The organism is Microbulbifer weihaiensis (assembly GCF_048323715.1).
Classification (GTDB): Bacteria; Pseudomonadota; Gammaproteobacteria; order Pseudomonadales; family Cellvibrionaceae; genus Microbulbifer.
Genome location: NZ_JBLWFL010000001.1, coordinates 434,241 through 457,980, shown reverse-complemented (window position 1 = coordinate 457,980; position 23,740 = coordinate 434,241). Strand labels below are relative to the sequence as shown.

At 55.9% G+C, this 23,740-nt stretch carries 24 protein-coding genes; 16 read left to right on the top strand and 8 right to left on the bottom strand.

The genetic code is table 11. The features are described from left to right. Positions 1-21 precede the first annotated feature (21 nt). Positions 22-426, bottom strand: coding sequence for a GFA family protein (locus ACNKU7_RS01930; RefSeq protein ID WP_418295268.1), 405 nt, complete (start codon positions 424-426; stop codon positions 22-24). Next, complete coding sequence (locus ACNKU7_RS01925; RefSeq protein WP_418295267.1) at positions 426-1,046, bottom strand: glutathione S-transferase family protein; 621 nt, start codon at positions 1,044-1,046, stop codon at positions 426-428. Before ACNKU7_RS01925 ends, ACNKU7_RS01930 begins: the two co-directional genes overlap by 1 nt. A 128-nt stretch (positions 1,047-1,174) precedes the next feature. Between ACNKU7_RS01925 and ACNKU7_RS01920 the strand changes: the two genes are divergently transcribed. From ACNKU7_RS01920 to ACNKU7_RS01905, 4 genes are all read left to right on the top strand, one after another. Continuing rightward, complete coding sequence (locus ACNKU7_RS01920) at positions 1,175-2,140, top strand: helix-turn-helix transcriptional regulator (protein ID WP_418295266.1); 966 nt, start codon at positions 1,175-1,177, stop codon at positions 2,138-2,140. Between the two features lie 92 nt (positions 2,141-2,232). Then, on the top strand, positions 2,233-3,537 hold the full coding sequence (locus tag ACNKU7_RS01915) for a DEAD/DEAH box helicase (protein WP_418295265.1): 1,305 nt from the start codon (positions 2,233-2,235) through the stop codon (positions 3,535-3,537). A gap of 159 nt (positions 3,538-3,696) precedes the next feature. Further along, a complete protein-coding gene (locus ACNKU7_RS01910) occupies positions 3,697-4,143 on the top strand; it encodes a hypothetical protein (protein ID WP_418295264.1) in 447 nt (148 codons plus the stop codon). A gap of 24 nt (positions 4,144-4,167) precedes the next feature. After that, positions 4,168-4,620: a GNAT family N-acetyltransferase gene (locus tag ACNKU7_RS01905; protein WP_418295263.1), complete on the top strand. Its 453-nt coding sequence runs from the start codon at positions 4,168-4,170 to the stop codon at positions 4,618-4,620. Between the two features lie 292 nt (positions 4,621-4,912). Here ACNKU7_RS01905 and ACNKU7_RS01900 read toward each other — a convergent pair whose 3' ends face one another. From ACNKU7_RS01900 to ACNKU7_RS01885, 4 genes are all read right to left on the bottom strand, one after another. After that, on the bottom strand, positions 4,913-5,263 hold the full coding sequence (locus ACNKU7_RS01900) for a YciI family protein (protein ID WP_418295262.1): 351 nt from the start codon (positions 5,261-5,263) through the stop codon (positions 4,913-4,915). 52 nt (positions 5,264-5,315) lie between these two features. Beyond that, complete coding sequence (locus ACNKU7_RS01895; RefSeq protein WP_418295261.1) at positions 5,316-5,759, bottom strand: SRPBCC family protein; 444 nt, start codon at positions 5,757-5,759, stop codon at positions 5,316-5,318. Continuing rightward, the gene (locus ACNKU7_RS01890) at positions 5,756-6,160 is read right to left on the bottom strand and encodes a YciI family protein (protein WP_418295260.1); all 405 of its coding nucleotides are present in this window, start codon (positions 6,158-6,160) and stop codon (positions 5,756-5,758) included. The genes ACNKU7_RS01895 and ACNKU7_RS01890 overlap by 4 nt, the downstream gene beginning before the upstream one ends. A 185-nt stretch (positions 6,161-6,345) precedes the next feature. Further along, positions 6,346-7,587 carry an RNA polymerase sigma factor gene (locus ACNKU7_RS01885; protein WP_418295259.1) on the bottom strand — a complete coding sequence of 414 codons (1,242 nt, stop codon included), beginning with the start codon at positions 7,585-7,587 and terminating at the stop codon, positions 6,346-6,348. 169 nt (positions 7,588-7,756) lie between these two features. On the opposite strand from ACNKU7_RS01885, the gene ACNKU7_RS01880 reads away from it, so the two are divergent. The 11 genes from ACNKU7_RS01880 (at position 7,757) to ACNKU7_RS01830 (ending at position 19,513) form a co-directional block, all read left to right on the top strand. Next, on the top strand, positions 7,757-8,125 hold the full coding sequence (locus ACNKU7_RS01880) for a PH domain-containing protein (protein WP_418295258.1): 369 nt from the start codon (positions 7,757-7,759) through the stop codon (positions 8,123-8,125). A gap of 250 nt (positions 8,126-8,375) precedes the next feature. Continuing rightward, positions 8,376-10,472, top strand: a complete 2,097-nt coding sequence (locus ACNKU7_RS01875) for a TIR domain-containing protein (RefSeq protein ID WP_418295257.1) — start codon at positions 8,376-8,378, stop codon at positions 10,470-10,472. A 2-nt stretch (positions 10,473-10,474) separates the two neighbouring features. Then, positions 10,475-10,915: a hypothetical protein gene (locus ACNKU7_RS01870; protein WP_418295256.1), complete on the top strand. Its 441-nt coding sequence runs from the start codon at positions 10,475-10,477 to the stop codon at positions 10,913-10,915. 188 nt (positions 10,916-11,103) lie between these two features. After that, complete coding sequence (locus ACNKU7_RS01865; protein WP_418295255.1) at positions 11,104-11,619, top strand: DUF1993 domain-containing protein; 516 nt, start codon at positions 11,104-11,106, stop codon at positions 11,617-11,619. 333 nt (positions 11,620-11,952) lie between these two features. Continuing rightward, positions 11,953-12,285 carry a cupredoxin domain-containing protein gene (locus ACNKU7_RS01860; RefSeq protein ID WP_418295254.1) on the top strand — a complete coding sequence of 111 codons (333 nt, stop codon included), beginning with the start codon at positions 11,953-11,955 and terminating at the stop codon, positions 12,283-12,285. A 19-nt stretch (positions 12,286-12,304) separates the two neighbouring features. After that, positions 12,305-13,153, top strand: coding sequence for an FTR1 family iron permease (locus ACNKU7_RS01855; RefSeq protein ID WP_418295253.1), 849 nt, complete (start codon positions 12,305-12,307; stop codon positions 13,151-13,153). A gap of 19 nt (positions 13,154-13,172) precedes the next feature. Next, complete coding sequence (locus ACNKU7_RS01850) at positions 13,173-13,865, top strand: hypothetical protein (protein WP_418295252.1); 693 nt, start codon at positions 13,173-13,175, stop codon at positions 13,863-13,865. A 497-nt stretch (positions 13,866-14,362) separates the two neighbouring features. Next, positions 14,363-14,833: a DUF4410 domain-containing protein gene (locus tag ACNKU7_RS01845; RefSeq protein WP_418295251.1), complete on the top strand. Its 471-nt coding sequence runs from the start codon at positions 14,363-14,365 to the stop codon at positions 14,831-14,833. A 398-nt stretch (positions 14,834-15,231) separates the two neighbouring features. Beyond that, the gene (locus tag ACNKU7_RS01840; RefSeq protein WP_418295250.1) at positions 15,232-16,839 is read left to right on the top strand and encodes an ABC-F family ATPase; all 1,608 of its coding nucleotides are present in this window, start codon (positions 15,232-15,234) and stop codon (positions 16,837-16,839) included. Positions 16,840-17,315: 476 nt separating this feature from the next. Next, positions 17,316-18,125, top strand: a complete 810-nt coding sequence (locus ACNKU7_RS01835) for a hypothetical protein (protein WP_418295249.1) — start codon at positions 17,316-17,318, stop codon at positions 18,123-18,125. A gap of 44 nt (positions 18,126-18,169) precedes the next feature. Continuing rightward, a complete protein-coding gene (locus ACNKU7_RS01830) occupies positions 18,170-19,513 on the top strand; it encodes an ankyrin repeat domain-containing protein (protein ID WP_418295248.1) in 1,344 nt (447 codons plus the stop codon). 120 nt (positions 19,514-19,633) lie between these two features. On the opposite strand, the gene ACNKU7_RS01825 is transcribed toward ACNKU7_RS01830, so the two are convergent. Together ACNKU7_RS01825 and ACNKU7_RS01820 are read right to left on the bottom strand one after the other, a co-directional pair. Next, a complete protein-coding gene (locus tag ACNKU7_RS01825) occupies positions 19,634-20,953 on the bottom strand; it encodes a hypothetical protein (protein WP_418295247.1) in 1,320 nt (439 codons plus the stop codon). Between the two features lie 116 nt (positions 20,954-21,069). Beyond that, positions 21,070-22,869, bottom strand: coding sequence for an ABC transporter transmembrane domain-containing protein (locus ACNKU7_RS01820; RefSeq protein ID WP_418295246.1), 1,800 nt, complete (start codon positions 22,867-22,869; stop codon positions 21,070-21,072). Positions 22,870-23,223: 354 nt separating this feature from the next. On the opposite strand from ACNKU7_RS01820, the gene ACNKU7_RS01815 reads away from it, so the two are divergent. After that, positions 23,224-23,400 (top strand): hypothetical protein, encoded by a 177-nt coding sequence (locus ACNKU7_RS01815; RefSeq protein ID WP_418295245.1) that lies wholly within the window; start codon positions 23,224-23,226, stop codon positions 23,398-23,400. Positions 23,401-23,740: the final 340 nt, after the last annotated feature.

Here is a 23,740-nt window from a genome sequence, read left to right as displayed (position 1 = left end):
AGTGCCGGGCCGCGCTTGCGATTACAAGTGACGCGTTTCCGCCGGCGTGTTAAACCAGTTGTCGTTGCGCCCATCAAAATACTGAACTGGTGCGTCGATCAACTCCCGCGGATCAATATTGTTCAGCGCCGTCACATACACTGCGACAAAATCCCCACCGAGCTCTTCCACATAGCCCTTGCCGAACGATCGCACGCCGCAGTGCTTACAGAACGGGTGATACACCTGTTTGCTGCCGAACTGGTAGTTGCTGAGCGCATCATCACCCTGCAGCAGGCGGAAATTTTCCGGCTTGATCACCGCACTCCACTCCCGGGTCTTGGTGCACATAGAGCAGTTGCATTTGCCGGTGCCAGCCCCCAGGTCGATATCCGCTTCATATTTGACCGCGCCACAGTGGCAGCTGCCTTGGTAGGTCTTTTGCATCAGGCGGTCACCTCCAGCGCATCATCTTTTTCTGTCGCAAGCACGTAGGCGTCGCGGTCGGTGACGCGCTTGGCGTAGTCGATAAATTCGATACGCTTTTCAATAGTGCCGAATTCCAGCCCCCAGGCGATCTGTGCACCCACAAACACATCGGCGGCGGTAAAGCGATCGCCGGTTGCGTAGCGGTGCTCCCGGAACCAGCCGGAAAGGGTATCGAGCACGGCCCCATAGGAGCCATAGCCCACCATCGTCTGCTTCTGTGCGTCGGGTTCAATACCGAATATTTTGAAGTCGGTAATCGCCGCCTCCAGTGGCCCCGCGGCAAACAGCAGCCAGCGATAATAGCTGCCGCGCTCTTCCGGGCGCGGTGCCAGCCCCGCCTGTGGGAAGGCATCCGCCAGGTACGCGCAGATGGCGGCACTTTCTGTCACCACCTGGTTGCCGTGCACAATGGCCGGCACTTTGCCCATGGGGTTGATCTTGAGGTAGGCCGGCGACTTGATGCTGCCGCCGTATTCAAGCACCTCTGTGCGATAGGGCGCAGCCAGCTCCTCCAGCATCCAGCGCACGGTGCGGCCACGGGATTGCGGGTTGGTATACAGGATGACTTCATCGTTCATTGCAGCTCTCCATTGCTGTTTGGTTTGCTTATTGCCCGGCGGTTGCCTGGGCTAGTGATCGGAACGGGAGCACTGTAATTCCTAAATAGGCTATATTCCGCCCTATTAAATTTTGCAGGATGCAACTGATGTCGAATCCGACGACGCGGGTACTGGCGCTGCTGGAACTGCTGCAGAGCCACGGTACCGCCACAGGCAGTGCGCTGGCACAGACACTCGGGGTGGACGGCCGCACGCTGCGCCGCTATATCGCGACGCTTGAAGAGATCGGCATTCCCCTGACGGCGGAGCGCGGGCGCCATGGCGGTTACCGGCTGGTGTCTGGCTACAAGCTGCCGCCGATGATGTTCACCAACGAGGAAACCCTGGCCATTTCCCTCGGCCTGCTGGCGGCACGCAGCCTGAGTGTGGGCGATATCTCCAGCGCGGTGGCCAGTGCCCAGGCCAAGCTCGAACGGGTGATGCCACAGAAGCTGCGACAGCAGCTGCGCGCACTGGATGAAAGCGTGACACTGGAGCTGGTGCCGAACGCGGCCGCAGACAGTGTCACGCTGGCAACCCTGGCCAGCGCCACCCAGCACCAGCGCCGCACGGTGTTCGGCTACACCGGTGGCCGCGACAGCAACGGCGGCATCGGAAATTCAACGCAGCGCGAGTTCGACCCGTACGGCCTGGTGTTCCGCTATGGCCGCTGGTACGCGGTGGGCCACTGCCACCTGCGTGCAGAACTCCGCACCTTTCGCCTCGACCGTATGCAGCAGCTGCGCCAGCTGGATATCCCGTTCCAGCGCCCACGGGATTTTGATGCCGCCGCCTATCTCACCACCAGCTTTGCCCGCATGGACGCGGGCATCGACGTGGAGCTGTTGCTGCACACGGATCTTGCCAGTGCCAGCGCGGTACTCGGCGAGGAACTGGGGCTGCTTACCCCAAAAGGCGATGCGGTACTGTGGCGGGCACACACCGGCTGCCTGAACTGGTTTGCGGCGCAGCTGGTGCGGCTGCCATTTACCTTCGAGATTCTTGCGCCAACGGAGTTGCGGGGGGAATTGCGCCGCCAGGCGGAGAGGCTGCTGGCGATGGCGGCGGCGTGAAACGCCCTTGCCGCGGTTAAAGACCACCATCGATTCTGGGCTTTACTGTTACCATGCCGCGCTGAAACCCGCCGCCGAGCACCGAGCGGCCCATGCCCGAACAGAGAGTCCAGATGACATTCCGCACCCTGGGATTGAGCGATCCGATCCTGCAAGCCCTTGAAGACAAAGGCTATTCCACCCCAACCGAAATCCAGCGCAAGGCGATCCCGGCCATTCTGGACGGGCGCGACGTGATTGGCACTGCGCAGACCGGAACCGGCAAAACTGCCGCCTTTGTATTGCCGATACTGCAGGCGCTGAGCGGTGAGCGTAAGCGCCGCGCCAAGCGTTTGCGCGCGCTGATTCTGGTGCCTACCCGCGAGCTGGGGATGCAGGTGCAGGACAACATCGAGCTGTATGGCAAGCACCTCAACGTCGCCTCGATGGCGATGGTGGGTGGCGTAGACCTGGAGCCGCAGAAGCAACAGCTGATCGAGGGTGTGGATATTGTGGTAGCCACCCCGGGGCGCCTGCTGGATCTTGCGCACCAGCGCGCTCTCTATTTTGACGAGCTGGAAATACTGGTACTGGACGAAGCCGACCGCATGCTGGATATGGGCTTTATCGACGACCTGAATAAAATCATTGCGCGCCTTCCCCACGAGCGCCAGAGCCTGCTGTTCTCCGCCACCATGTCGCGTCAGGTCAAATCCCTGGCAGACAGTGTGGTGGATAACCCGTTTGAAGTATCCATCGCCCACAACCAGAAAACCGCACCGAAAATTTCCCAGTGGTTGATTGCAGTCGACAAGCACAATAAGTCGGCGCTGCTCAGCCACCTGATCAGGGAGCGCAACTGGGATCAGGCGCTGATCTTTATCCGCACCCAGCACGGTGCCGCGAAGCTGGTGAGCCAGCTGGAGAAACGCGGCATCGCGGCGGAATCCATCCATGGCGGCAGAAGCCAGGCCTCCCGTTCGCGCATACTGGATGACTTCAAGGCGGGCAAGATCAAGATTCTGGTGGCCACTGGGGTGGCCGCGCGCGGCATTGATATCGATGAACTGGCGCGGGTTGTGAATTACGATATGCCCGACGAGGCCGACGAGTACATCCACCGCATCGGCCGCACCGGCCGCGCTGGGCTATCTGGGGAGGCGGTGTCACTGGTCTCCAAAGACGATTTCAAGCGGCTGTGCGCGGTAGAGCGCCGGCTGGGAAAAATCATCGATCGCGTAACCATCGAGGAGTTTCCGGTCGTGAAGGATCTACCGGCGTCGAACCTGAACTTTTCGTCCAAAAGCCGCAAACCGAGCAAACCCGGCAAACCGAGCAAACCCGGCAAACGGGAGCAACCAACGGACAAGCCAGCGCAGCCCGCCGCCAAAACCCCCTGGGGCGCAATAAAGAAATGAAGTTCCAATCATTAATAAACACGGGCACACTATAAAAGCACAAGGGGCAATCTGCAGGCGCCGGCAACAGGACGCCGACCGTTGCCCCGCATATACGCGATACAGATCATAAAAAAATGCCGTCAGGAAGAGCGGCAAGATATCCAAAGGATCAGGACTATGAACGTATACAGCAAGATATTTCTCGCAGCCATTGCCGGAGCACTTGCGTCAGCGATCAGCATGACGCTTATGGGCTACCTTGCCGCAGTAACTATCCCTAAAGAATTTTTTTCATGGTTTCAACAAAGCCCAAATTTGGGGTTTGTTTTGCTAACTTCAGTTCAGCAGATACTCGCGTACGGCTTACCACTGCTTGCAGCGGGCTATTTAGTCGTTAAACGCTTATCGCTGGCGACCGGCCCGGCATTGCTGTCCCTGCTGGCAGGCTTCTGGCTTTACACGATCGTTGGCACTGCGCTCATTTACCAGGCGCCCCTGCAAAACCCGTTTGCGGCCCTGAGCCTACCGATGGTAATCATGCTGACAATCCACATTCTGTTCCTCGCAGCCGGCATTGCCCTGGGAAAACGCTATAGCCAGCGCATCTCGGCCGAAAACGCATAATTCAGTAAGCGGGAAAATGTCGATATGGAACACGTCAGACTTTGCAACGAAGGCGACCTTCAGGGCTTACTGAAACTCTACGGTGAATTGCGCCCGCATGACCCGGTAATCGATGCGGACGATGCGGTGACGCATTGGAAAGCGTTGTTGACCAGTCCAAACGTCCAGCTGATCGTCGCCGAGATTGATGGCGAACTGGCGTCCACCTGCCAGCTGGGCATAGTGCCGACGATCACGAATGGCGCCCGGCCATTCGGAATCATCGAGCATGTGGTTACTGCCGAGCAGTATAAGCGCAGGGGCCTGAGCCAGAAGGTTATGCAGAAGGCCCTTGAGTCAGCCTGGGAATCAGGTTGTTACAAAGTCATGCTGCTTTCTGGTGAAAGCCGGGTAGCCGCGCACAGGCTGTATGAAAAAGTCGGTTTCCAATCCGGTATCGAAAAAGGCTTTGTGATAAAGCCCGCTAGCCAGGCCTAGTCCCGCCCTCTTCAAACAGATGCCCTCGTTGTACGCCGTTGAGGCGTACATAGGATTACCTGCAGCAAACCTGTTCGTTTCAATTACCTGTCGCGTCCGGGAAATTCGAGCCAGCGACCGGGGATGCGGGTACTGTGCGCGGTTCCATCAAACCTTTCCGCAGCCGGACATTGTGCCCATGAAAGCGCTGGGGAAAAGCCCGGCCGTCCAATTCTGATTGGTCGCTTTCGGATAGCAAAACGCCCCGCCAGAACTCCTTCTGCATCGGGGCATTTTTCATTTCAAGCTACATTCACGCAGTGGGAATCGGCATACACTCCATTACCTCTACACCATCCCCAGGGAAGATGCTGAAGCTCGGGTGGCCCTCAAACAGCTTCGCGGCGGCTTCATGGGATTCGGCTTTGACAATGACATAACCGGTAATGTTGTTGCGAATGTCGCTGACGCCAGCGGAATCGATGCGCTTGGTCTTGCCCAGCGGCCCACCCTCAGCTACCAGAATATCCTTGTGTGTTTCCATCCAGCCATTCCAGGCGGCCATGCCTTCCTGTATGCGCTGCTGCTGTTCTGCCTCGGAAAGGTGGTCCCATTTCTGCATGGAGTCTGGCGTGCCCAGATAGATAGCGAGGAAGTTTTTCACGGTATTTCCTTGTGTTGATGACATCGTTGTTTAACAGTTTATAAAGGCGTCGCTACTCGCTGATCTCCGGCTCGACCAGCCGGGCCAGTGCAGCCATGGATTCCTGCCAGCCCAGATAGCACATTTCCAGCGGGATCATTTCGGGGATACCTTCCTGAATGATGGTGAGCTCCGTTCCGCAGGACACCGCCTTGAGCTCGACGGTAACGCTCATGGTTCCCGGTACATTCGGGTCATCGAAAGCATCGGTGTAGCGGATCCGCCGGTTCTCCACCAGCTCCTGGAATTCGCCGCCGAAGGCGTGGCTTTGGCCATTACTGAAGTTGGTAAAGGATGCCTTGAAGGTGCCGCCCACCCGCGCATCCAGGTGTTCGTACGTGGCATAAAAACCATCTGGCGGACACCACTTGGCCATTGCGTGCGGATTCAGGAACGCGCGATACACGCGCTCGGTCGGTGCGCGCAACACGCGATGCAAACGTACCGTGCCACTCATTGTGCCTCTCCTGCCAATTCAATAGCGTTACCGCCGGCCTCGTTACCGCTTGCCAATAACTCCCGTGCCGGGCGCACCTCCACCGAGCCGTAGCGGGCGGGGGGTATTTTGCTGGCAAGCGCGATAGCCTCGTTGAGGTCTTTCGCTTCCAGCATATAAAAGCCAGCCAGCTGTTCCTTGGTCTCGGCAAAGGGGCCATCGGTAACCGTGACACGATTGTCGCGCACCCGCACCGTGGTGGCAGAGCTTGTGGGCAATAGCGGGCTTCCGCTGATAAAGTGACCGCCGGCACTCAGGTGCTCGACACACGCGATGCATTCCTGATTGAGCGCATCCCATTCCTGCTGGGATTTGCGCTCCATCAGGGTTTCATCGTAATAGACCAACGCCAGATACTTCATGCAGTGCTCCTTGTGTTTCCGTAACGGCGAAGTTCGCCCGAAATGGTTTATCGCTATAGTGCCCGCCGGTGCAAGGCGACACTGTGATGCAATGCGGATAGCTCCGTTGATTTTGAGCCGTTCACTGGTTAGTCGAACGGGATTGGTGAAATTCGACAGGTGAATAAAATTTTTTTCTATTCGAGTCAGCCAGCGTCCAGCTCGGCAAGGCGGCGCGCGAGAAAACGCTGTTCCGGCCCCTGCTGTGTCAGGGTCAGGGCAGCCTTATAGGCGGCGCGAGCTTCATCCTTTTGCCCAAGGCGCCGATACAGATCAGCGCGGGCGGCATGGCACAGGTGGTAATCCGCAAGCGCACCCCGCGCAAGCAGGGTCTCGATCAACCGCAGTCCCTCCTCGGGACCATCGCGCATCGCCACCGCTACTGCGCGGTTGAGTTCGATTACTGGTGACGGGGTCATTTCCAGCAAAGCTTCATACAAGCCGACAATCTGTGGCCAGTCCGTGGCCTCGAAGGAAGCGGCTTCCGCATGTACTGCGGCAATGGCAGCCTGCAGGGTGTAGGCACCAAAGCGGCGGCTCGCCAGCGCACGCAGAACCAGGTTTATACCCTCGCGGATCTGCTGCTGATCCCACAGTGTCCGATCCTGCTGTTCCAGCAGGATGAGATCGCCGGCGGCACAGACACGGGCCGCACGGCGCGAGTGCTGTAGAAGCAACAGCGCCAGCAGGCCCTCGGCTTCAGGCTCGGGCAGCAGCTCGCACAACAGGCGCGCGAGACGAATAGCCTCGGCTGACAAGTCGTGGCGGATCAGCGCGTCACCGGCGGAGGCGGAATATCCCTCATTGAAGATCAGGTAAATGGCATGCAGTACACTCTCAAGGCGTTCTGGCAGCTGGCTTGCGTCCGGGACTTCATAGGGAATGTTTGCATCTCGGATTTTTGCCTTGGCGCGCACGATACGTTGCGCCAGGGTGGGCGCGGAGGTGAGGAACGCACGGGCTATTTCTTCGGTGGTCAGGCCGCACACTTCGCGCAAGGTGAGCGCCAGCCGCGCTTCCGGCGCCAGGCTCGGGTGGCAGCAGGTAAAGATCAGCCGCAACCGGTCATCCTCGATAGCCGGTTCTTCTTCCGGTTCAATCGTCAGTTCTGCTTCGAGGCGCTCAGCGATATCTTCGTACGACACATCAAAGCGCGCCCTGCGGCGCAGCTGGTCAATGGCCTTGAAACGACCGGCGGATACCAGCCAGGCCCGGGGGTTATCCGGTATGCCGTCTGCGGGCCACTGTGCCAGTGCCGCAGCAAAGGCCTCGTGCAGCGCCTCTTCCGCCAGGTCAAAATCCCCCAGCAGGCGAATCAGGGTTGCCAGTACCCGACGCGATTCAGTCTGGTAAATGTGCTCTAGCCGTGCTTGGGGTATTGCGGACATAGCCATAGTCGCTCGTAGAAATATCTGGGAAACACATCAGGTTGTGGTGGAATTATTATGCAAATTCAGCGACGAGTAATATAAGGTAGGCAAAAGTTTAGTGACGGTATAAACATACGCACCGAACTTTCCCCAAAAATTTTAATCGCCACAAGCAGACAGTAAGCCAATGATCGACTTTAACAATAAGAGCCTGTTCAAACTTAAGCAGAATTCAGACTTTGCCGAAAAAGTAGCCCCATTGCTGCTCGACGGCGAGGAAGTGCTGGATTCGTTCAAATCCATGCGCGACGGGGTGGTATTTACCAGCAAGCGCATTATCGCGGTTAATGTTCAGGGCATCACCGGCAGCAAAAAAGATTTCACGTCCCTGCCCTACAAGAACATTGTGGCCTACTCGGTGGAAACCTCAGGCACCTTCGACATCGACAGCGAACTGGAGCTCTATTTTTCCTCACTGGGCAAGGTGCGCTTCGAATTCAGTGGCAAGTCTCGGCTTATGGACATCGCCCACTATATTGCGCGCTACGCGCTCTAGCTACGATACCTGCAGCCGCTGCGGGCAGGTAACCCGATTGGGCACCTCCCGCACCGCAGTGATTGCCGATGCGGCACTATATCCACACGGCGACACGATTTGCCCGCCGAGGAGCCCCCCTGTTGCCCCCGTTGGAAATAGTGCCCAACTGACATTCTGACCTATCCCCACTATTGCCCGCTGGCAAAGAAAAAATTTATCGAATAAGCTGGCCGCTACCTTTATTCCTAGCCGGAACCGGGCTCATCCCATGAGCGACACCCACTCTCCCCAGCGGTACCGGGCTTTCATTAGTTACAGCCATCAAGTCGAACGCTGCGCCATCTGGCTACAAAGGGCGCTGGAATCCTTTCGCTTTCCGAAAAACCTGATCGGTAGAAAAACGTCAGCAGGCGTACTGCCGGCAAGATTTGGCAAAGTTTTCAGGGATAGAACCGACCTTTCCGTAGCCGCTGACCTTGGGCAGGAGCTGCACAGCACGCTGGATCAAAGTGACTATCTGCTGGTGGTGTGCTCGCCAGCTTCTGCCCGTTCCAAGTGGGTGAACGAAGAGATCCTCTACTTCAAGCGAAAGTACGGCGAGTCCCGAATTCTCGCCGTGATTGTTGCGGGCGAGCCGTTTGCCAGTGCCAGCGGCTCACCGGAACAGGAGTGCTTGCCGCAGGCACTACGCTTTCGCCTGGATGAAAGCGGCAACCTGAGCGAAACGGCCGCGGAGCCGCTGGCCTCCGACCTGCGGCCGCAGGGCGATGGCAAACGATTGGCATTGCTCAAGTTGATTACGGCCATGTCCGGCCTGGCACTGGATGAGCTGGTACAGCGCGATCACCAGCGGCGCCTGAGGATCCAGAAACTCATCACTGCGGCGGCGATGGTCGCGGTGACGGTGCTCAGCGGCCTCACCTATACCACCATGGCCGCGCGGGACCTGGCAGAGCAGCGCCGGCTCGCAGCTGAAGACCTGATCAACTTCATGTTGACCGACCTGCGCGACAAGCTGGAGCCTGTTGGTCGCCTGGACGTACTCGATGTGGTCGGCAAAAAAGTGCTCGACTTTTACGACGCGCGCAGTGACCAGCATCTGGAACAAGATGCCCTCGGGCGAAAGGCCGCAGCCATGCACCTGCTTGGGGAAATCCGCAATCTCGCCGGCGATACCGATGGTGCTGTGGTGCTGTTTGGCAATGCCGCCAACGCAACGGCAGAACTGCTTGCACAGGATCCGAATAACCCACAACGCATTTTCGACCATGCACAGAGCGTGTTCTGGGTCGGGTTTCCCGACTATCAGCGCGGCAGTTTCCAGGAGGCCTTGCGCTGGTTTGAACAGTATCTGGCCCTGGCAAAAAGGCTGGCCGCGAGCGAGCCGGAAAATCCGGACTGGCAGCGGGAAGTTTTTTACGCGCTCAATACGCTCGCGGTAATGAAAATTGAGATGGCGTCACTGGATGAGAGCCTGGCGCTGTTTGTGCAGGCCCAAAATATTTTGTCGCGCCTTCCCCAGGACGAGGAGTCACGCGAGGCGGCAATCAATAACGAAGCCTGGATTGCCACAGCCTATAACCGCAAGGGCGATCAAACGAAGGCCATTGAATTCCGACTTAGCCAGCTGGAAATGATCGACGCCTGGCTCACTGAAGAGCCACAGCGGGCAAACCTGACCGACTACGTGATTACCGCGCAGAATGCGCTGGTAAATCACTACCATGCGCTGGGTAATCATGAGCAACGGGATCACTTTATCCAGCTGGGGCACAAGACCGCCGCCAAGCTGCTACAGCTGGATCCCGCAAATACGGATTTCAAGATCCGCGCTTACGAGTTTTATCTGATCGCCGCCATTTACTCGAACCAGCCGGAACTATCCCCTGCACCTGACGCGATGTTGTCAGAGATTCGCGCCCTGGCCAGCGCGCTCCCGGATCACCTGCACGCGCAAAAATTGCGCTGGCGTGCGGAGCTACTGTTGCCATTGAAATATTCGGCTAACCAAAGCCGCACGCAACTCTTGGAGAGCGCCAATGCATTTGCACAATGGCGTGCAGGTGAGGGATCCCACTTCCATGAAGACAGTTTTGTCCAGTTAAGCGTACTCACCCGGTTGCTAACGGCCTCCGACCCGCAGCTATCGGTGGTCGCGCGCAGCGAATTGCTCTCGCAGGGGCGAGAGATGCTACAGCAGATCAAACTGTCCTCCGGAACCCTGATGAATTGTGGTGCGGCTATTCTGGACAAGCAACTGGAAGGACTCGATGAAAATCCCGATGCCCTGCCCGATGTAATACAGGCATGTATCGGATTCAGCAAAGCGGTAAAACAAGAAGTACAAACCAACGCAAGGAGATGACGATGGGTGAAGTTATGGATGCTGTACAGCAAATTGAATTTGAAATTGAAATCGACTATGCACCCGCATGGGAATGCGATGCAAAATTTTCTGCAGACACGGAAACCAATTCGGTTTCGATTGATGCGTCTGGCAATATCCGGGTCAAGGAAAACACGGCGCCGGTAGAGCTGGTATTCAAATTGAAGAGCGGCTTTCTGGAAGGTTATAAGTTTGTTGTTGGCGATGCCAACATACCGGATTCCTTCCAGCCAAGCGGCGACAACGGCACCGAATTTTATAACCAGAAAACCGAGGACGACCACCGCACCCTCAAGGTTACGGACAAGGACGACAACCAGAATCTCTACACCTATTCTCTGGTCGCGTACAAGCTCGACGATCACGGCAACGTGGTCAGCCAGGTAACCCTGGATCCCACGATCAAGAATCGTGAGCTGTAGTGCCTTAGCATAGGTAGCCGCGACACCGTGTCGTCTGCGAAGGCGGCCCGGTGCCCGCACCAGCCATCCACACCATCAGCTACCCAAACCACCAGCACCGTCCACACACTCCCCCCCCTTGAATCAGCCAAACTCGCCGCCATTAAGCGTATGTTTCGTGCATACAATTTCCCCAATGAGAATCCATCATGGCCAACCAAGAAATCAATGAGATCAAACGTATCTTCACTTCGCGCCTGGACGTGCTCGAGCACATTCTGTCTATCGGCGAGCAGCACGTTGCCGATGCGGACGCACTGATGCAGGAGCGACTGGCGGAAGACATGCATCCGTTTGGTACCCAGATTGCGTTTGTCTGCAACCAGCCGCGCGGTTTCGCCCAGTGGTGCGCGGATCAGCCGATTGAAAACTTCGGTGCTGAGGTGGGCTCACTGGCGCAGGCACGAGCGCATATCGCCGCTACCAAAGAAATGATCGCCGGCATAACCGCAGATGACAGCAAACTGGATGAAGTGAAACACCTCGGTCTCGGCCCGGGCCGCTTCGCCGACCTGCCGGCACGCCAGTACATCAACGACTTCCTGATGCCGAATGTGTATTTCCACATTTCCATGGCCTACGCCATCCTGCGTAAGCTGGGCGCCCCGATTGGCAAGGCCGACTACATGACGTTCCTTGCACCGTATGTCCAAGTGGAAGCCTGATCGCCCGGCACCCCTGCCCCCAGCGCCCGCACTCGCGGGCGCTCCCCGGCGAGCGGCCAGTCTTTGTGGCTAGGGTCGGGTAAACACCCAGCCGAACTCTCTTTCCCCATTTCACTCTCTCCCCACTTCTTTTTCTTCCGTCTGTCCCCCTTCACAACGCCTGCCACCTCAGCTGCGGCCGTTAACCCCTGCCCCCGTCGCGTCAGCCGTTCAAGCCCGTTCACTTTTTGTACGATTTGTCCATTGCTGTGAAATTAACCGTTTGTAAGCTTGTTGTAAGGAATGAGATCAATATAATGCGAAGCGTTCTTATTTAGATTGGAGTTGAACCTAATGGTACGCACACTCGTTACAGCCTCAATCCTGGCACTCTCGGCCGCCGCCTCTAACGCCATGGCAGAAGTGAAGGAATTCACCATCGTGATCAAGGATCACAAATTCGAACCCGCCAAACTCGTAGTGCCCGCGGGACAGAAGGTAAAGCTGCTGGTGGTCAACCAGGATCCGACCCCGGAAGAGTTCGAAAGCTACGACCTGTACCGGGAAAAAATTGTGTCCGGCAACAGCAAGGTGGTGATCTTCCTGGATCCGATGGAACCGGGTGAATACAGCTACTTCGGCGAATTCCACGAAGACACCGCCCAAGGGACCATCGTCGCCCAATAATTTTCCGGCAGATAACTCCATGTTCAGTTCAGCGATTATCGTTTTTCGCGAAGTTCTAGAAGCCGCACTGGTGATCACTATCGTGCTGGCTGCGACCCAGGGTGTACTGAAGCGGCACCTGTGGATAACTGCCGGCGTCGCTGGCGGCCTGGCAGGTGCGGTACTGGTGGCCAGCATTGCAGAGCAGATCTCGATGTCCTTCGAGGGTGCCGGACAGGAGCTGTTTAACGCCGCAATTCTGTTCAGCGCGGTGGCGATGCTCGCGTGGCACAACATGTGGATGTCTCGCCATGCGAAGACACTGATTACCCACCTCAAACGCGTCGGTAGCAGCGTGTCCAGCGGCGAGTTGCCAATGTACTTCCTGTCTACCGCCGTTGGCCTGGCGGTTCTGCGTGAGGGCTCGGAAGTCGTGCTGTTCATGCACGGCATCGCCGCCGGCGGGAGCGACGGCAGTTCGCTGCTTATCGGTGGGCTGCTGGGGCTGGCCGGTGGCTGCGCGTTTGGCGCGCTGATTTATTTCGGCCTCCTGCGTATTCCCCCCGCACAACTGTTCCGCGTTACCGGCTGGATGATCCTGCTCCTGGCCGCCGGTATGGCCGCAAGCGCAGCCGGTTACCTGGTACAGGCCGGCGTGATCTCCGGCAGCAAACCACTGTGGAACACTTCGAGCCTGCTGTCCCAGCGCTCCATGGTTGGCGAAGTGCTGCACGTACTGATCGGCTACCAGGATCGTCCCACCGCTGTTCACCTCAGTTTCTACATAGCGACCCTTATCTTGATCGGCTCGGGCATGCGACTGGCAAAACAGAAACAGTCGCCCGAAGAAAATGCCAGCGTGCCGAATTCTGAGCTCACAAATAATTAATTAATTGGATCCATCCCCGATGAAAACTCGTAATGTCTTGCCCACGGCTGCACTTGCCGCGGCGCTGTTCTCCGCCCCCTCCTTTGCCGGCATCGATAAAGTCTACGGCCCTCAGGTTGAACTGGGTGAGCTGGAACTGGAGATGCGCGGTATCCACGGACTCGAGTCGTCCGACGCACACGAAGTGAAATTCGCGGTAGGTTATGGTGTAACCCAGAACTGGTTTGTCGAGGGTTACCTCATTGGTGAAAAGGAAGACGGAAAATTCGAAATTGAAGAAGTCGAAATCGAGAACAAGTTCCAGCTGAGCGAAGCGGGCGAATACTGGGCGGACTTCGGCGCCCTGGTAGAGATCGAGAAAGAACTCGAGTACGACCTGTGGGAATTCAAGGCCGGCCCTATCATACAAAAGCGCTTCGGCAAACTCGTCGCCACTGCCAACATCTTCCTGGAGAAGCAGTTCGGCGATGACAGGACTGAAGACGAGCTTGAAGCTCTGGGATCAATGCAGGTGAAATATCGCATGGGCCCAAGCCTGGAGCCTGCGGTTGAGTATTACGTGGACGAGTACACCCAGGCCATTGGCCCTGCGCTGCTGGGCAATACCCGTTTCGGCGACAGCAAAATGAAGTGGGAGCTGGGTGTGATGTTCGGCCTGAACGACACCACCGAAGACGCGACCCTGCGCTGGCAGACTGAATTCGAGTTCTGATTTCAGCCTGGATACGCAAATGAGCCCGGAGTCCCTGTGTATTGCATTGCGCAGGGGCTCCGGGCTCTTTTTTTAACTGCGAAAATGTAATAGCAGGTTACTGTTTCAGTGTAGTCGCCGGTCACATCCTTTTTAACTTTTCCAAGATTAATTCCTGAAAAAAACATAAGTGGCCATGATTGCCGAGCCACACGTGCAGCGGTGCTTTTTAGGACTTGCTTTAATTTTGGGCTTGTCACACCAGCAGATTCGGACAACGCCAGCGACCAACTGCATAGCCGTATCTCAAGCTGGGGAATCCCGCGAACAGCCATCCAAATTGGGATGAATCAGTATGTCGGTACATCTGGCCTTGATTGCACCTGCGTGCTATAAAACATTCCGCAGTCAACTCATGATGCGTATCACAATTCTCCCGCAGATCACGTCAAGTCTGACGAATATTCATCACCAATTGACTGCGCCTAAAAAACATCCAAAAAACAATAAGGAAAAAAATGAAGTCTCTGAAAATCGCCCTGCTTTCTACTCTGGCAATCATTATGTCAGGCTGTGTCGGCACCAACCTGAATGTGGTGCAGGGGTTCGCTTACCAGGCCAGCGATTCCTTTTCGTACGAAATAATCGATCAGGCTAGCGTCACCGACAAGGGCATGTCCATTTTCAAGAACCAGCTGAATACAAAATTCCAGGCGCTCGGACTAGTCAATGGCACTGAGCCGAACAAGGTCGTTGAGATTACGTTCACCAACTATTACATGCGTCACGGTGCGGCCCGCGCCCTGGCTGGAGTCATGGCCGGCGCCGACAACATTACCACCACCGTCATTATTCGTGACCTGCAAACTGACAGTGTCGTCGGCCAGATGGAAGTCGTATCCAAGAACCCAACCGCAACCGGTTCAGCACGCGGTTTGATCGAGGGACATGCGGACAAGATCGCCATGTACATCAAGCAGGGCAAGTAACCTCTTTAAGCAAGAAGCAAGTCAATGCAGCGCAGGTTCCACGCAAAGTAATATTTACCTTGCCTTCACGGAACCCGCGACTGTCACAGAAGCTGTGACAATTTTGCCCCATAGCGTGGGTCGATCACGGTATTTCGCCATCTTGCCCGGGTACACAGGAGACCCCGTCGCAGGCTTGGCTGCGACATAGTATCCTGGATATGCTCGCTTCCTGACCACATATTCAGTGGGCACGGCTATTGCGCTCGTTGAGCCTTCGAGCTCGGGCACTGCTCAACTTTTAAACATATTTCTCGACACTGGCTTTCCGAATCTTTATAGTGCGCGGCCCGCCGTCCGCCTGCGCGCCGGCGACATTTATCAATACCGCCCACCTCCAAGCCCTCGGGAACACGCTCTTGATCACCACCGCCAACATCACCATGCAGTTTGGTGCCCAGCCGCTGTTTGAAAACATCTCTGCCAAGTTCGGCAATGGCAACCGCTACGGCCTGATCGGGGCCAATGGCTGCGGCAAGTCCACCTTTATGAAGATCCTGAGCGGTGCGCTGGCACCGACCGCCGGCAATGTATCCATTGCCCCCGGCTGCACGTTGGGCATCCTGAGCCAGGATCAGTTCGCGTTCGAGGAATACACCGTGGTGGACGCGGTGATCATGGGCGATACCCGCCTGTGGGAGATCAAGCAGGAGCGCGACCGCATCTATGCGCTGCCGGAGATGAGCGAGGAAGACGGCATGCGCGTGGCCGACCTGGAAGTCCAGTTCGCCGAGCTGGACGGCTACAGTGCCGAGAGCCGTGCCGGTGAGATCCTGCTGGAAGCGGGCATCGAGGAATCCCTGCACTTCGGCCTGATGAAACAGGTAGCCCCGGGCTGGAAACTGCGGGTACTGCTGGCGCAGGCGCTGTTTGCGGATCCGGACATCCTGCTGCTGGACGAGCCGACCAACAACCTGGATATCCACACCATCCACTGGCTGGCGGAGGTGCTGAACCAGCGCCGCAGCACCATGATCATCATTTCCCACGACCGCCACTTCCTGAACCAGGTGTGCACACATATGGCGGATATCGACTACGGTGAGCTGCGTATTTTCCCGGGCAACTACGAGGACTTTGTTGCGGCCTCCACCCTGATTCAGGAACAGCTGCACGCTGAAAATGCGAAGAAATCGGCCGAGCTGGAAGAACTGCAGTCGTTCGTAAACCGCTTCTCCGCCAACGCGTCCAAGGCCAAGCAGGCCAGCTCGCGAGCCAAGAAGATGGAGAAGATCAAGCTGGAGGAGATCAAGCCTTCCAGCCGGGTAAAACCCTACATCACGTTCCAGCAGTGCAAGAAGCTGCACCGCCAGGCGCTGACCCTCGAAGACCTGTCCCACGGCTTCGAAGGCGAATCGCTGTTTGCCGGTGGAGAGATGATTCTGGAAGCAGGCGCGCGCCTGGCGGTCATTGGCGAGAACGGTGTCGGCAAGACAACCTTCCTGCGCTGCCTGGTGGACGAGCTGCAAGCCAACAGCGGCGTGGTGAAGTGGTCGGAAAATGCGGCCATCGGCTACTGCCCGCAGGACAGCAGTGCCGACTTCGACAACGACCTGACCATCTTCGAGTGGATGTCCCAGTGGCGCACGCCCAAGCACGACGACCTGACCGTGCGCGGCATGCTCGGCCGCCTGCTGTTTACCGCTGACGACGCCAACAAGAAGGCGCGGGTGTGTTCCGGTGGTGAGAAAAACCGCCTGCTGTTCGGCAAGCTGATGATGATGGACACCAACGTGCTGGTCATGGACGAGCCCACCAACCACCTGGATATGGAATCCATCGAAGCACTGAACAAGGCCCTGTCCCACTACGAGGGCACCCTGATCTTCGTCAGCCACGACCGTCAGTTCGTATCGTCCCTGGCCACCCGGGTACTGGAGATCAAGGACAATAAACTGATCGACTTCCAGGGCACCTACGACGAGTACCTGGCAGACCGCGCACGCGCGGAAGCCAAAGCGGCCTGATCCTCCCTGCGGAAAACGCATCCACAAAAAAGCCGGCAGAGCCTCCACTGCCGGCTTTTTTGTTTCTGAACCTGACAGGGCGCGCCGGCTGTACGCCGCCTCGCAGGTGATATTTCTTTACGCCCACCCACAACGCCCACATCTTGCCCGCCATACCATCGAGAAAATATCCCAAACCATAGATCATTTAGGGTAATTAGTTCTGCAAAAGTGACATTTTGCATGTTATAAAATGCGCCTTGATGGGCCAGAGCCGCGCCGTTTCGGTATTACTTGTATTCCGGTGCTATCGCCGCACCAGCGACAAGGCTTTTGGGACAAAACCAGTTTCGGCGCTCATGTTCCCTGGGAATGATTACACACCAGGACCCTCGACTGATTAGCGGTGTCATTGATGCCATAAGCGATACTCAAAAAAACAGGCAATGACTGCCACTCTGCCTTTGCATTTAATCTAGTAGCTGAGTAAGGGAAGTATGGAATCCTACGTAAACCTCTCACTGACGAGCCAAGACCACGCCCGTGAATTCAAGCAAGCAATGGAATGCCTTTCAAATTTCGATCTTGACGGATGCCGGGATGCACTAAAGTTTCTGCCATCTTCCGCGCTCAAGGATTTCGGTGCACTTCACGAGATGTACCCGGAGTACCTGGAGTACCTGGAGGGTCTTGAAATATTAGATGCTGAAAGCGCATCTGTTTCCGCGACTTTTGTATGCGGAAGTGATGGCCTGGACTTTCTCTTCCAGATGTTCGTTTTATTCGGCCCTTTTGTAGAGGCAATAAGCGCAAACTACGAACATGATGAAGAGTACGATGAGTCGGAGTTCTCCAGCATCGTCCATCAAGATGGCAAGCTCTTTATCAATGGCAACGAGGTTTATGACCAGCAAGGGCATGACAAGGATGTGTTCGAATACCTCAGCGAGGAGGTTCTTGGCATGGTCAGCCAGGACTCCGGGTGCTCACTGCTAATCACTTCAACCCCGTCGGGCTTTGCTCCTGATTGGGTAAGGGAGCAGTGGATTGGAATGAAGCTCCCGCTCACCGCAGGTGCGCTTAATGGCGACCTGGAGATTGACGAGATCCCCCCCGAAGTTGATGCCTCTTCTGGTAAATCAATACATTACAACTCTCCCATCGTATTGGCTCTGGACGCATTCGAGTTACTTAAGGAAAAATCTCCGGAAGCATGGGAATGGTGGCACAACAACTGCCCAGATCTGTTCGCTTCCGAGGCCGCTCTCGTTTTCAATGAAGGCAGCTGGGAAGTCGTTTCTGACTAAGCCTGATTAATCCTGTCACTGAACGAAAATCCGGATTGGGAATCATGGAAGAAACTACCATCAGCTGTATTGGCAACATTGCCAAGCCCGACCATGCGCTTATGGTCTTGGAACTTCTCAAGGCCTTTTACCGCGCCGAGGAGATGATCAACAGCCCGGGCAATGCCGGTATGCGAAAGTCGGCAGCGAAGAAATACGCGGAGAGCTTTCAGGTATTTATCGAAAAAGGCGGCAACCTTAACAAGCGACTGAGTAAAGATGCTTTTATGCAAGGAGCACCGGTCTGGCTGGCTTCTGGTATTTTGCTCGAAATGTCCCTCAGCCCAACCAGTTCACTGGCCAATCGGTATAGGCAACTTCAGTCCATTTTCAGGATCCTTGGTCAAGTCGAGCTGGATATGGGCCTCACTAACGACAGGGCAGTGACGGGCTGGGCTTGCTTTTATGGCGCTTGGGCTACTGCGGACTGGCTCAGCGAGCGCGATCCATACCTCAGGACTGCTGGCACGCCAGTAATGTACGACGCCATTGAGCGTTCAAGTATGGCCAAGAAAGTGACCCTGGCATTATCGATAACGGAAAAGCTACACAGCTTGGGCGTCGATGTGGATCAAAGAAGCACATTGAGCGGCTCAAGTGCGCTGATCCGGGCTGCAGCTTTTTCCAATCTCGAACAGGCTGAATGGCTTATCAGGCAAGGAGCCGATGTAAACGCCAGGGACATTAACGGTGCAACGCCCATTGTCCATGCCCTCAGTCGTGACTTTGGCATTGGCGACTTCTCGACCCGGAAGCGTGCCGGAGAGATGGTGCAAATGCTACTGGATCACGGCGCTGACTTTTCCGGAATTGCGGTAACGGGAGAAAACTTCAACAATCTTGTCGTGCAGTGCAAGTCCCTGAAAAAGCCCTATAAAGAGAAATTTAAGGCTATATGGAAAGCGGCGATCGCTAATGACCCCAACTTGAAGTCAAAAAAAATTCCTGCAGGAAACTTCACTCTGGGAGAAAAAATAACGCCTGAAGATATAAAAAACTGGCATAGCGAAACCGATTTTTTATTATTCCCCAACATTGATCTCCTTTACACCCTGCTTGGCTATCTTGTGCGGAAGGATATAAGCCAGTTTACGCTCACGGATATCTCGACACTACTGGATCCCAAATGGAATCGCATCAACCTTGGCAACATCAGCAGAGATTTATCCAGTAAAAAGCTTGAGCATCTACTGGGCCGCATCGTGATCGGCAGACGCCTGAGTGTCTTTATGACCGATGAGAGATATATGAACGTAGTTCGCGATCATGAAACCGGTATTTACGCGATTGTTTCGGAAGAATCCACGGGTGTGATCGCCAACCAGCTGCAGGAGGGATTCTCGGGGTAAACCTTTTTAAATATTGAGACGCTGCCTGCGAAAGTGTGGCGGACGGAGGCGCAATGAATCGCCTCTTCCCCCCACCAGTATCAATATACTGATACCGAAAATTTTATAGCCGGCACTTGATCAAGTGCTTCCCGCAAAGATCCAGTGATCCTCCAGGCTTTTACCTTCATCATCACGATAGATCCGACTGACCTTGGCCCACAACACGCTCTTGATGTTCATCTTTTCGTCGAAGACTACCTGAGCGCGACAATAGATCACATTTGTCCCCTCATGGCCTTTGGGCGCGAAGGCCAGTACCGACCATTTTTCTTCAGGGATCTCATCCAGCCACTGACAAAATTTCCTGTCATTTACTGTAACCGAGGGAATGTCACCGCCATAATCAGCGCAAAAATACCTGCCTTTTTCACTCTTACCAAGATGAAGGTTGACATTGATTGTCATGCCATCAAATCCATATTCATTTACCAGCAACTGGTAGCCGGATGGCAAACTTTGCCACAGGTAGTCCGTGGAAGGTGGGTATAATTTTTCATTGGTAAAAGGATCATGGCATTCGACAAGCTGTTCAAATAAGACACTCACCTCGCTTCGCTCGCCAAGCTCGTACCTTGAAAGCAGGGATATCTCACCGTGCCAATCAAGAATAATGAGCTGATCGAGAGACAAGCCTGATTTGTTCACAATGAGGTTACGATCCATGCCCAGGCTACCGGGAAAGGTCAATAACAGAACCACTTCCTTGCCCTGAAATGACCAACTCCACGCATAGCCCAGGAAATCGGGAAAATAAAATGTGCGCTGAAACCTGAAAGTTCCTTCATCCGGGGGAACAGCGCTCTTTGCGGCATAATATTTAGCAAACGACTCATATACTGGTATATGGAAGTCCCACTTACTGGAGGCATAGGGCGCCCGAACCATTTGCTCAAGAAATTTTTCACCTGTATTGATCATTGCACTGTAGTCAGCAGCACGAAATGCCTGCTTTGCTTTCTTACCCTGACTATCAAAGTGTCCAAATCGTTCGGACATCACCTCAATATCATCCTCAGAGTGAAACCCAAACCAGAGGTTACCCAGATCGGCATGAAAATGACGATAAGCCTTGACGATACCGGCACCCTCGTCATCCTCTCCATGCTGATACTTGCGAATTTTTCCCTGATTGCAGACCCAGAAAATTTCTTGGCCGTACTCATCTTGGTGAAGCGCCCGGAATTGTTCACCGCACGCTTCCTTTGCCAGTTTCCTTAGCAATGCGGTTAGACGAGCCTCACTGTAATCCCCCTCATGCCCGAAAGACACGACCAGGAAACGATCTGACTCGTCAAAATCCTGATCGATGCCAGAAACTCCAAGCTTCCCGAGCCCTGCCAGAAGCGAATCGAGTGCACTCCCTTTTCGTAAAACAACGACTGAACTTCCCTCTGGCATAAGCCTATCCCTGCTAACTTGCTTCTATTGATATGGCGGCATTCGAATCATTTTTCGTTGTTATCAAACGGTATCGAATCTTGCCACACGGATCATGTATAAGTGCCTAACGAAAATTAAACGCGGGATTCCTTGAATTGCAGCTCCGCCAGGCGCTTGTATAACGGCGAAATTTCAACGAGTTCCGCGTGCTTGCCCTGCGCCACAACCTGCCCCTGATCCATGACCGCAATGCTGTCTGCATGCAGGATGGTCGCCAGCCGGTGGGCGATGATCATGGTGGTGCGTCCCTGCATCAGCGCTTCCAGTGCCCGCTGCACGTGATATTCGCTCTCGGCATCGAGGGCGCTGGTGGCTTCGTCCAGCAGCAGGATTTTCGGGTCTTTCAGTATCGCGCGGGCGATGGCCAGGCGCTGCTTCTGGCCTCCGGACAGGCGCGTGCCCTGTTCGCCCAAATGGCTGTTGTAGCCATCCGGGAGTTGCGTGATGAATTCGTGTGCATGGGCGGCCTTGGCCGCGGCTATCACTTCCTCATCACTCGCATCGGGCTTGCCGTAACGGATGTTGTACCAGACATCCGCGGTAAACAGGGCCGGCTGCTGTGGCACCACGGCAATCTGCCGGCGCAGGGTGCCGGTATCCATCTCGCGGATATCCACACCATCCAGTGTGATATGCCCGCCCAGGGGGTCGTAAAAGCGCTGCAGCAGTTCCAGCAGGGTGGACTTGCCGGCGCCGGAAGGGCCCACCAGGGCGAGGCTTTTGCCCGCTGCGACCTTCAGGGTCAGCCCGCGTATCGCAGGCTGATCGGGGCGCGAGGGATAACTAAAATCCACAGCCTCAAAAATGACCTCTGCCTTTTTGGCGCCTGTGGATAACTCAGGTTCCGCGGGTGACACGCTCGGTGGAATCTCCGCTTCAACGCCAAGCAGATCCATTAATCGCTCAGTGGCACCGGTGGCCCGCTGCAGCTCCCCGTATACTTCGGAAATGGTGGCAACCGCAGAGCCCATCATCATCGCGTAAAACACAAAGGCGGCGAGGTCGCCGCTGCTCATGCGCCCGGCGATCATGTCATTGCCGCCGACCCATAACAGCGCACTCACGGCGCCAAACATCAGCAGGATCACCACGGCAATCAGCAAAGAGCGCTGGCGCACACGCCGCTTGGCGACATCGAACGCGGTTTCCACTTCGCGGGCGAACGCGCGCTGCTCGTCGCGCTCGCGGGTGTAGCTCTGCACGGTTTTTATATGCTGGATAACCTCACCCGCATAGCTGCCCACATCGGCGATGGAGTCCTGGCTGGCCTTGGACAGCTTCCTTACCCGGCGTCCGTACAGCACGATCGGCAGCAGCACCAGCGGCACCCCCACCAGCACCATCAGGCTCAGTTTCAGGTTGGTGAACAGCAACAGGATCAGGGAGCCCACGAACATCAGCGCGCTGCGCAACGCCATGGAAAAGGAAGTGCCGATGATGTGTTGCAACAGCGTGGTGTCGGTGGTGAGGCGCGACATGATTTCGCCACTGCGGTTGGTCTCGAAGTAGCTCGGGTGCAGGGTAACGATATGGTCGAACACCGCCTTGCGCAGATCCGCCACTACCCGTTCCCCAAGCCAGGACACCAGATAATGCCGCGCATAGGTGCCCACCGCCATAAGTACCGCCAACACCATGATGACCAGCACTGCATGAGCCAGTGCTTCACTGGAATCTCCCGTCAGCCCCTGATCCACCAGCAGGCGCACGCCCTGCCCAATTGACAGGGTGATCCCTGCGGTAAAAACCAGCGCCACAGCCGAGCCGGCCAGCACCGCTCTGTAGGGGCGCACGAATTGCCACAGCGCAGACATCATGTCTCGCGCGCTCATGTTTGCAGCGGCGCTGCCTGCGGTGTCGGGGGAGTTCGTCATAGAGAGTTACTGGTTGCACAGTGTGTGGAGTGAACGGGGCGAGCGACGCTTTTGGCGTGTGCGAAATGTTCGATGATACGCCCTGCCTAGGATAAGCACCGAAGCATATGAAAATCGCCGGCAAAGATCGACCTTCTCCCCCGAGCCTCGTGCGAGCCAAATCAGCCGATACTGGCAAAGGGCAGTGGCTCGGCTACGGGGTGTTGTCAAAGGATCTGAAAATAATGGAAGAGAGGCGATTGGAACCTTAGTCCAAAAATGACTTTTCGCATATTCACCACTCCCCCAGCCGATAGACTTTGAAATCAGCACAACAATTACCAGATCGCGATAGCCAAACTTGGAGACTGAGCCATGAGCACTGAAGAACTGGAATGGGATATCTTCGCCGAGGAAGCCCTGAAAATGGCTCCGGTCTTTGTTCGTTCGAAGATCAAAAAGCGGGTCGAGGAAGTGGCGAGAGAGCGTGGTATCAAGCTCATTACCTGTGATTTCATGACCGAGCTGCAACAGCAGGAACAGGGTAAATAGCAGGCCAACAGTAGCGCTCCCTGCGCTACCGCCAGCTACGCTGACTGTCCTGCTTCGGATCAAAAACCGGTGGTGAGGCCTGCCCTGCACCGGTTTACCACCTGATTACTCCTGGCGGCAAGGAACGTGCGCCTTTTTGCCGCCTTGCCTGTGCACAATACCGAACTGCACAAAATATCACCGCTTTGTACCAGCCTCGCCAGCGTCCACAGGCTGCTGTGCCAGTCCATTACCGCTAGCCAGCGGTATCTTGCCCGGTTTTGTGCCGGTGTCGGTTTATCTCACCTTGTTGCATCGGTATCCTTGCCAGCTTCCCATTGGTACATCGATTGCTGAAGAC

Bases quoted from the DNA above. Each gene is read 5' to 3' on its own strand.
- ACNKU7_RS01930 (WP_418295268.1), bottom strand. From the start codon at position 426: ATGCAAAAGACCTACCAAGGCAGCTGCCACTGTGGCGCGGTCAAATAT.
- ACNKU7_RS01925 (WP_418295267.1), bottom strand. From the start codon at position 1,046: ATGAACGATGAAGTCATCCTGTATACCAACCCGCAATCCCGTGGCCGC.
- ACNKU7_RS01920 (WP_418295266.1), top strand. From the start codon at position 1,175: ATGTCGAATCCGACGACGCGGGTACTGGCGCTGCTGGAACTGCTGCAG.
- ACNKU7_RS01915 (WP_418295265.1), top strand. From the start codon at position 2,233: ATGCCCGAACAGAGAGTCCAGATGACATTCCGCACCCTGGGATTGAGC.
- ACNKU7_RS01910 (WP_418295264.1), top strand. From the start codon at position 3,697: ATGAACGTATACAGCAAGATATTTCTCGCAGCCATTGCCGGAGCACTT.
- ACNKU7_RS01905 (WP_418295263.1), top strand. From the start codon at position 4,168: ATGGAACACGTCAGACTTTGCAACGAAGGCGACCTTCAGGGCTTACTG.
- ACNKU7_RS01895 (WP_418295261.1), bottom strand. From the start codon at position 5,759: ATGAGTGGCACGGTACGTTTGCATCGCGTGTTGCGCGCACCGACCGAG.
- ACNKU7_RS01890 (WP_418295260.1), bottom strand. From the start codon at position 6,160: ATGAAGTATCTGGCGTTGGTCTATTACGATGAAACCCTGATGGAGCGC.
- ACNKU7_RS01885 (WP_418295259.1), bottom strand. From the start codon at position 7,587: ATGTCCGCAATACCCCAAGCACGGCTAGAGCACATTTACCAGACTGAA.
- ACNKU7_RS01880 (WP_418295258.1), top strand. From the start codon at position 7,757: ATGATCGACTTTAACAATAAGAGCCTGTTCAAACTTAAGCAGAATTCA.
- ACNKU7_RS01875 (WP_418295257.1), top strand. From the start codon at position 8,376: ATGAGCGACACCCACTCTCCCCAGCGGTACCGGGCTTTCATTAGTTAC.
- ACNKU7_RS01870 (WP_418295256.1), top strand. From the start codon at position 10,475: ATGGGTGAAGTTATGGATGCTGTACAGCAAATTGAATTTGAAATTGAA.
- ACNKU7_RS01865 (WP_418295255.1), top strand. From the start codon at position 11,104: ATGGCCAACCAAGAAATCAATGAGATCAAACGTATCTTCACTTCGCGC.
- ACNKU7_RS01860 (WP_418295254.1), top strand. From the start codon at position 11,953: ATGGTACGCACACTCGTTACAGCCTCAATCCTGGCACTCTCGGCCGCC.
- ACNKU7_RS01855 (WP_418295253.1), top strand. From the start codon at position 12,305: ATGTTCAGTTCAGCGATTATCGTTTTTCGCGAAGTTCTAGAAGCCGCA.
- ACNKU7_RS01850 (WP_418295252.1), top strand. From the start codon at position 13,173: ATGAAAACTCGTAATGTCTTGCCCACGGCTGCACTTGCCGCGGCGCTG.
- ACNKU7_RS01845 (WP_418295251.1), top strand. From the start codon at position 14,363: ATGAAGTCTCTGAAAATCGCCCTGCTTTCTACTCTGGCAATCATTATG.
- ACNKU7_RS01835 (WP_418295249.1), top strand. From the start codon at position 17,316: ATGGAATCCTACGTAAACCTCTCACTGACGAGCCAAGACCACGCCCGT.
- ACNKU7_RS01830 (WP_418295248.1), top strand. From the start codon at position 18,170: ATGGAAGAAACTACCATCAGCTGTATTGGCAACATTGCCAAGCCCGAC.
- ACNKU7_RS01825 (WP_418295247.1), bottom strand. From the start codon at position 20,953: ATGCCAGAGGGAAGTTCAGTCGTTGTTTTACGAAAAGGGAGTGCACTC.
- ACNKU7_RS01820 (WP_418295246.1), bottom strand. From the start codon at position 22,869: ATGACGAACTCCCCCGACACCGCAGGCAGCGCCGCTGCAAACATGAGC.
- ACNKU7_RS01815 (WP_418295245.1), top strand. From the start codon at position 23,224: ATGAGCACTGAAGAACTGGAATGGGATATCTTCGCCGAGGAAGCCCTG.